This is a genomic window from Buchnera aphidicola (Lipaphis pseudobrassicae) (assembly GCF_005081185.1).
Classification (GTDB): domain Bacteria; phylum Pseudomonadota; class Gammaproteobacteria; order Enterobacterales; family Enterobacteriaceae; genus Buchnera; species Buchnera aphidicola_AD.
The window spans coordinates 537,770-543,777 of sequence record NZ_CP034870.1; the positions used below are offsets into that span (position 1 = coordinate 537,770).

The 6,008-nt window shown below is 35.3% G+C and carries 3 protein-coding genes, 1 tRNA gene, 2 rRNA genes and 1 pseudogene; 2 read left to right on the top strand and 5 right to left on the bottom strand.

Annotated features, from left to right (window positions below; translation table 11 throughout):
• Nucleotides 1-255: pseudogene (locus D9V70_RS03370) on the top strand (bifunctional methylenetetrahydrofolate dehydrogenase/methenyltetrahydrofolate cyclohydrolase); the annotation flags it as partial.
• A gap of 8 nt (nucleotides 256-263) precedes the next feature.
• Here D9V70_RS03370 and cysS read toward each other — a convergent pair.
• Nucleotides 264-1,649 (bottom strand): cysteine--tRNA ligase, encoded by a 1,386-nt coding sequence (gene cysS / locus D9V70_RS02515; RefSeq protein WP_158356158.1) that lies wholly within the window; start codon nucleotides 1,647-1,649, stop codon nucleotides 264-266.
• Nucleotides 1,650-1,857: 208 nt separating this feature from the next.
• On the opposite strand from cysS, the gene ybeD reads away from it, so the two are divergent.
• Nucleotides 1,858-2,121: a DUF493 family protein YbeD gene (ybeD, locus tag D9V70_RS02520; protein WP_158356159.1), complete on the top strand. Its 264-nt coding sequence runs from the start codon at nucleotides 1,858-1,860 to the stop codon at nucleotides 2,119-2,121.
• Nucleotides 2,122-2,218: 97 nt separating this feature from the next.
• Here ybeD and cspE read toward each other — a convergent pair whose 3' ends face one another.
• From cspE to D9V70_RS02540, 4 genes are all read right to left on the bottom strand, one after another.
• Nucleotides 2,219-2,428, bottom strand: coding sequence for a transcription antiterminator/RNA stability regulator CspE (gene cspE, locus D9V70_RS02525; RefSeq protein WP_009874442.1), 210 nt, complete (start codon nucleotides 2,426-2,428; stop codon nucleotides 2,219-2,221).
• Between the two features lie 199 nt (nucleotides 2,429-2,627).
• Nucleotides 2,628-2,742: ribosomal RNA gene (gene rrf, locus D9V70_RS02530) — 5S ribosomal RNA — on the bottom strand.
• A 93-nt stretch (nucleotides 2,743-2,835) separates the two neighbouring features.
• Nucleotides 2,836-5,752, bottom strand: a 23S ribosomal RNA gene (locus D9V70_RS02535).
• 153 nt (nucleotides 5,753-5,905) lie between these two features.
• A tRNA-Glu gene (locus D9V70_RS02540) sits at nucleotides 5,906-5,978 on the bottom strand.
• Between the last annotated feature and the right edge of the window lie 30 nt (nucleotides 5,979-6,008).

The window sequence follows — 6,008 nt, forward strand, 5'->3', positions numbered from 1 at the left end:
AATGCTGATTTGTTAATTGTAGCTGTAGGAAAACCAAATTTTTTAAAAGGAGAATGGATTAAAAATGGTTCTATAGTTATAGACGTTGGTATTAATCGATTAGAAAGTGGAGAAATAGTAGGTGATGTAGATTTTAAAACAGCATATTTAAAAGCGTCTTATATAACTCCTGTTCCCGGAGGTGTTGGACCTATGACTGTAGCAATGTTACTTCAAAATACATTAGAAGCTTGTGAAAAACATTATCATCCTTAAAAAATTTTTTATTTTTTTCGCCATATTGTTCTATCAGGTAAATCTTCTAAGATTATATCTAAAGATATTAACTCGTTTCTTATATCGTCTGCTTCTTTCCATAATTTAAATTTTCTTGCTATATTTCTTTTTTTTATTAATTTTTCTATTTTTTCAATAATGGATTTTTTTAAAGTATGTTTATTCTGTAAAAAATCTTTAGGTGGTTGTGATAAAAAACCTAACAAATTTCCTAAATATTTTAATCTAAAAGCAAATTTATTTGCTTTTAGTACATTTTTTGTTTTAAAAAAATTAATTATTTTAGCTATATTAAAAAATATAGAAAATACTTTAGGTATATTAAAATCATCATTCATAGATTTATAAAATTCACTTTCAAAATCCATACCTTCTTCAATATTAGAAATAGGATTAGTATTATATAATGACGTATATAGATATTTTAATGATATATATGATTGTTGTAAACTTGTAATACTATAATTCATAGGATGACGATAATGAGTTGATAGAAAAAAATAACGTAAAACTTCAGAATTATAATCGTTTAATACTTCTCTTAAAAGAACAACATTACCTAAAGATTTAGATATTTTTTGGTTATTTGTAATTACTACTCCTGTGTGCATCCAAACATTTACTATAAATTTATTATTACAACATACAGATTGAGATCTTTCGTTTTCATGATGAGGAAAAATAAGATCGGAACCACCTCCATGAATATCAATAGAATTCTGAAAAAAAACTTGATTAATAGCACTACATTCAATATGCCAACCAGGACGACCTTTACCCCAAGGAGAATTCCAAAAACATTCATTTGTTTTAGCTGATTTCCAAAGTAAAAAATCTAACGTATTTTTTTTAGTACTATTTAAAGGAACTCTTAAACCAGATTGTAATGAATTTATAGATTGACCGGATAAAACACCATAATCACAATAACTATTTACCGAAAAAAAAACATCTCCATTTTGATTAACATATGCATGTTTTTTTTGAATTAATTTCATTATTATTTTAATAATATCATCAATATGATCTGTAACACGAGGCTCTTTATCAGGAGGCAAAATACCTAATCGAGAAAAATCTTGATGCATTTTATCTATCATATTAGTAGTTAAGGTATTAATACTTATTTTTTCTTTAATTGATTTTAAAATAATTTTATCATCAATATCAGTAATATTTCGAATATACTGAACCTTAAAATCGCACAATCGTAAATAACGAGATATCATATCAAAAATAACAAACGTACGACCGTGACCAATATGACAAAAATCATATACAGTTACACCACATACATATAGATTTACTTGGTTTTTATTAATAGGTTGAAAAATTTCTTTTTTTTTAGTTAGAGTATTAAAAATTTTTAGCATTATCCATATCCTCTAAAAAAATTCTTAAAGAAAATAACGTAAAATATGTTATTTTCTATATTCTCAATATGATAAAATCATAAACTATTTACTTATCGAAAATATTAAAAAACACTTTAATATAAAATATATAAAAAAAATATTTTTAAAATTTAAAATACAAAAATAATAGAATATTTTATTGCAAAAAACAAATCAGGAATTAATAATGAAAAAAAAATTGAAAGAAATGTTAAAATTCCCTTGTTTTTTTACCTATAAGATTATCGGTTTAGCACAACCTGAGCTTATTGACCAAATAATTAAAGTTATTCAAACACAAATTCCTGGAGACTATACACCTCAAGTAAAATCAAGTAACAGAGGAAATTATCTTTCAGTTTCAATTACAATATGTGCTAAAAATTTTGAGCAGATTGAAATCTTATATCATGAAATTAGTAAAATTAATATAGTTAGAATGGTTTTATAAATAAATTACATTTTTTTAATGTAGTACAGCCCTGATAAAGAGCCGTACTATAAAAAATATATTGATATTATATTTTTTTAAAACACATCAAATTACTTTATAAACTAATTACATTAGCTGCAGAAGGTCCTTTTGCTCCTTCAGTAATTTCAAACTCAACACTTTGACCTTCTGCTAAAGTTTTAAATCCATTACTTTGTATTGCTGAAAAATGAACAAAAACGTCTTTACTACCATCTTCTGGAGTAATGAAACCAAAACCTTTAGATTCATTAAACCATTTAACATTACCTTTGATCTTGGACATCTATATTACCTTCACTTGAAAAAATATACTAAATGAAAAAAAATTAATCATTAATTATTTTATTATTCTAAAAAATAATAATAAAAATCACGATAAAACAATTTAGATCCTAAATAGATTAACATATAGATTTATTGTTATCTAGAAAGTAACTTATTTCAAATACAAAAAAACCCGAAAAAAATTTCGGGTTTTTTTTGCCTGGCTTTACCTACTCTTACACGGGGAGACCCCGTACTACCATTGGCGTTGAAGCGTTTCACTTCTGAGTTCGGAATGGATTCAGGTGGTACCACTACACTATTTTTACCAGGCTTTTTAATAAAATTGTGTTATTAAAACATAATAATTAATTCAGTAAAACAAGCTTTTTATTAAATTTATTTTAAAAACACCTCTGGTGTTGTAAGGTTAAGCCTCTTGGGTCATTAGTACTAGTTAGCTCAACATATTGCTATGCTTACACATCTAGCCTATCAACGTTGTAGTCTTCAACGTCCCTTCAGTAAACATTTCTGTTTCAGGGAAGACTTATCTTGGGGCAAGTTTCGTGCTTATATGCGTTCAGCGCTTATCTTTTCCGCATTTAGCTACCGGGCAATGCCATTGGCATGACAACCCGAACACCAGTGATGCGTCCACTTCGGTCCTCTCGTACTAGAAGCAGCTCCCCTCAATCTTCCAACGCCCACGGCAGATAGGGACCGAACTGTCTCACGACGTTCTAAACCCAGCTCGCGTACCACTTTAAATGGCGAACAGCCATACCCTTGGGACCTGCTTCAGCCCCAGGATGTGATGAGCCGACATCGAGGTGCCAAACACCGCCGTCGATATGAACTCTTGGGCGGTATCAGCCTGTTATCCCCGGAGTACCTTTTATCTGTTGAGCGATGGCCCTTCCATACAGAACCACCGGATCACTAAGACCTGCTTTCGCATCTGCTTGCGTTATCACGCTCACAGTCAAACTGGCTTATGCCTTTACACTAACTTCACGATGTCCGACCGTGATTAGCCAATCTTCGTACTCCTCCGTTACTCTTTGGGAGGAGACCGCCCCAGTCAAACTACCCACCAGACACTGTCTCTGTACCGGATTACGGCACTAGGTTAGAATACCGAATTTTAAAGGGTGGTATTTCAAGTTTGGCTCCATTAAAACTGGCGTTTTAATTTCATAGCCTCCCACCTATCCTACACATTAAAATTTAGAATTCAGTGTCAAGCTATAGTAAAGGTTCACGGGGTCTTTCCGTCTTGCCGCGGGTATACTGCATCTTCACAGCAATTTCAATTTCACTGAGTCCCAGGTGGAGACAGCCTGGCCATCATTACGCCATTCGTGCAGGTCGGAACTTACCCGACAAGGAATTTCGCTACCTTAGGACCGTTATAGTTACGGCCGCCGTTTACCGGGGCTTCAGTCTAGAGCTTTAAGTTTCCTTTGACTCTTTCGATTAACCTTCCGGCACCGGGCAGGCGTCACACCGTATACTTCCACTTTCGTGTTTGCACAGTGCTGTGTTTTTAATAAACAGTTGCAGCCAGCTGGTATCTTCGACTAGTTTCAGTTAGAGGAGTAAATCCTTTCGCTTAATACTAGCGTGCCTTCTCCCGAAGTTACGGCACTATTTTGCCTAGTTCCTTCACCTGGGTTCTCTCAAGCGCTTTAGTATTCTCTACTTAACCACCTGTGTCGGTTTAGGGTACGATTTAATTTTACTTGATGCTTAGAGGCTTTTCTTGGAAGCGTGGTATTAATTACTTCATCACCTTAGTGATTCGTCATCATGCCTCAGATTAAAGATAATCGGATTTGCCTAATTATCATACCTACACATTTAAACCAGGACAACCGTCGCCTGGATAATCTAACCTTCTTCGTCCCCACTTCGCAGTAATATTAAGCACAGGAATATTAACCTGTTGTCCATCGACTACGCTTTTCAGCCTCGCCTTAGGGGTCGGCTTACCCTGCCCCGATTAACGTTGGACAGGAAACCTTGGTTTTTCAGCGAGCAGGTTTTTTACCTGCTTTATCGTTACTCATGTCAGCATTCGCACTTCTGATACCTCCAACATATTTTACAATATATCTTCATTGGCTTACAGAACGCTCCCCTACCCAGCAATAAATAAGTATTTATGCTGCCGCAGCTTCGGTACATAGTTTGAGCCCCGTTACATCTTCCGCGCAGGCCGACTTGACCAGTGAGCTATTACGCTTTCTTTAAATGATGGCTGCTTCTAAGCCAACATCCTGGCTGTTTATGCCTTCCCACATCGTTTCCCACTTAACTATGATTTTGGGACCTTAGCTGGCGGTCTGGGTTGTTTCCCTTTCCACAACGAACGTTAGCACCCGCTGTGTGTCTCCCGTGATAGCATTCTACGGTATTCGGAGTTTGCATCGGATTGGTAAGCCGGGATGGCCCCCTAGCCGAAACAGTGCTCTACCCCCGTAGATGAATTCACGAGGCGCTACCTAAATAGCTTTCGGGGAGAACCAGCTATCTCCCGGTTTGATTGGCCTTTCACCCCTAGCCATAGGTCATCCGCTGATTTTTCAACATCAGTCGGTTCGGTCCTCCAGTTAGTTTTACCTAACCTTCAACCTGCCCGTGGCTAGATCACCGGGTTTCGGGTCTGTACCCTGAAACTTAACGCCTATTTAGGACTCGGTTTCCCTTCGGCTCCCCTATTTGGTTAACCTTGCTACAGAGTACAAGTCGCTGACCCATTATACAAAAGGTACGCAGTCACAAATTTATTTAAAAAATGCTTCCACTGCTTGTACGTACACGGTTTCAGGTTCTATTTCACTCCCCTTGCCGGGGTTCTTTTCGCCTTTCCCTTACGGTACTAGTTCACTATCGGTCAGTCAGGAGTATTTAGCCTTGGAGGATGGTCCCCCCGTATTCAAACAGGATTTCTCGTGTCCCGTTCTACTTTTTGAACCCACAATAAAAGTTATTTTATATACAGGGCTATCACCTTGTATCGCTGAATTTTCCAAATCATTCTACTATAACTTTTATTGATTATAGTTCTAGGCTGTTCCCTTTTCGCTCGCCACTACTAAGGGAATCTCGGTTGATTTCTTTTCCTCAAGGTACTTAGATGTTTCAGTTCCCTTGGTTTGCTTTATTAACTTATTTTATTTAGTTAATAATGATGTATTGATTTACATCGGGTTTCCCCATTCGGAAATCGACGGTTATTGCGCTTCATATCAGCTTACCGACGCTTTTCGCAGATTAGCACGTCCTTCTTCGCCTCTGACTGCCAAGGCATTCACCATGTACGCTTATTTGCTTAACCTTACAACCCACAGGTGTTTTAAAAAATAAGTTATTTATGCTTGTTTTCCGAATTTTTAAAGAGCTTTTTTTATATTTTAAACTTTTTTAAAGAGTTATGATTTAGCATAACACATTAATTTTAATTAGTACATATTATTTTATATTTTTTTATCGTCCCCTAGGGGATTTGAACCCCTGTTGCCGCCGTGAAAGGGCGGTGTCCTAGACCTCTAGACGAAGGGGACATTTTTAATAATAAAAAAATAGTTTTTTTT

Bases quoted from the DNA above. Each gene is read 5' to 3' on its own strand.
- cysS (WP_158356158.1), bottom strand. From the start codon at position 1,649: ATGCTAAAAATTTTTAATACTCTAACTAAAAAAAAAGAAATTTTTCAA.
- ybeD (WP_158356159.1), top strand. From the start codon at position 1,858: ATGAAAAAAAAATTGAAAGAAATGTTAAAATTCCCTTGTTTTTTTACC.
- cspE (WP_009874442.1), bottom strand. From the start codon at position 2,428: ATGTCCAAGATCAAAGGTAATGTTAAATGGTTTAATGAATCTAAAGGT.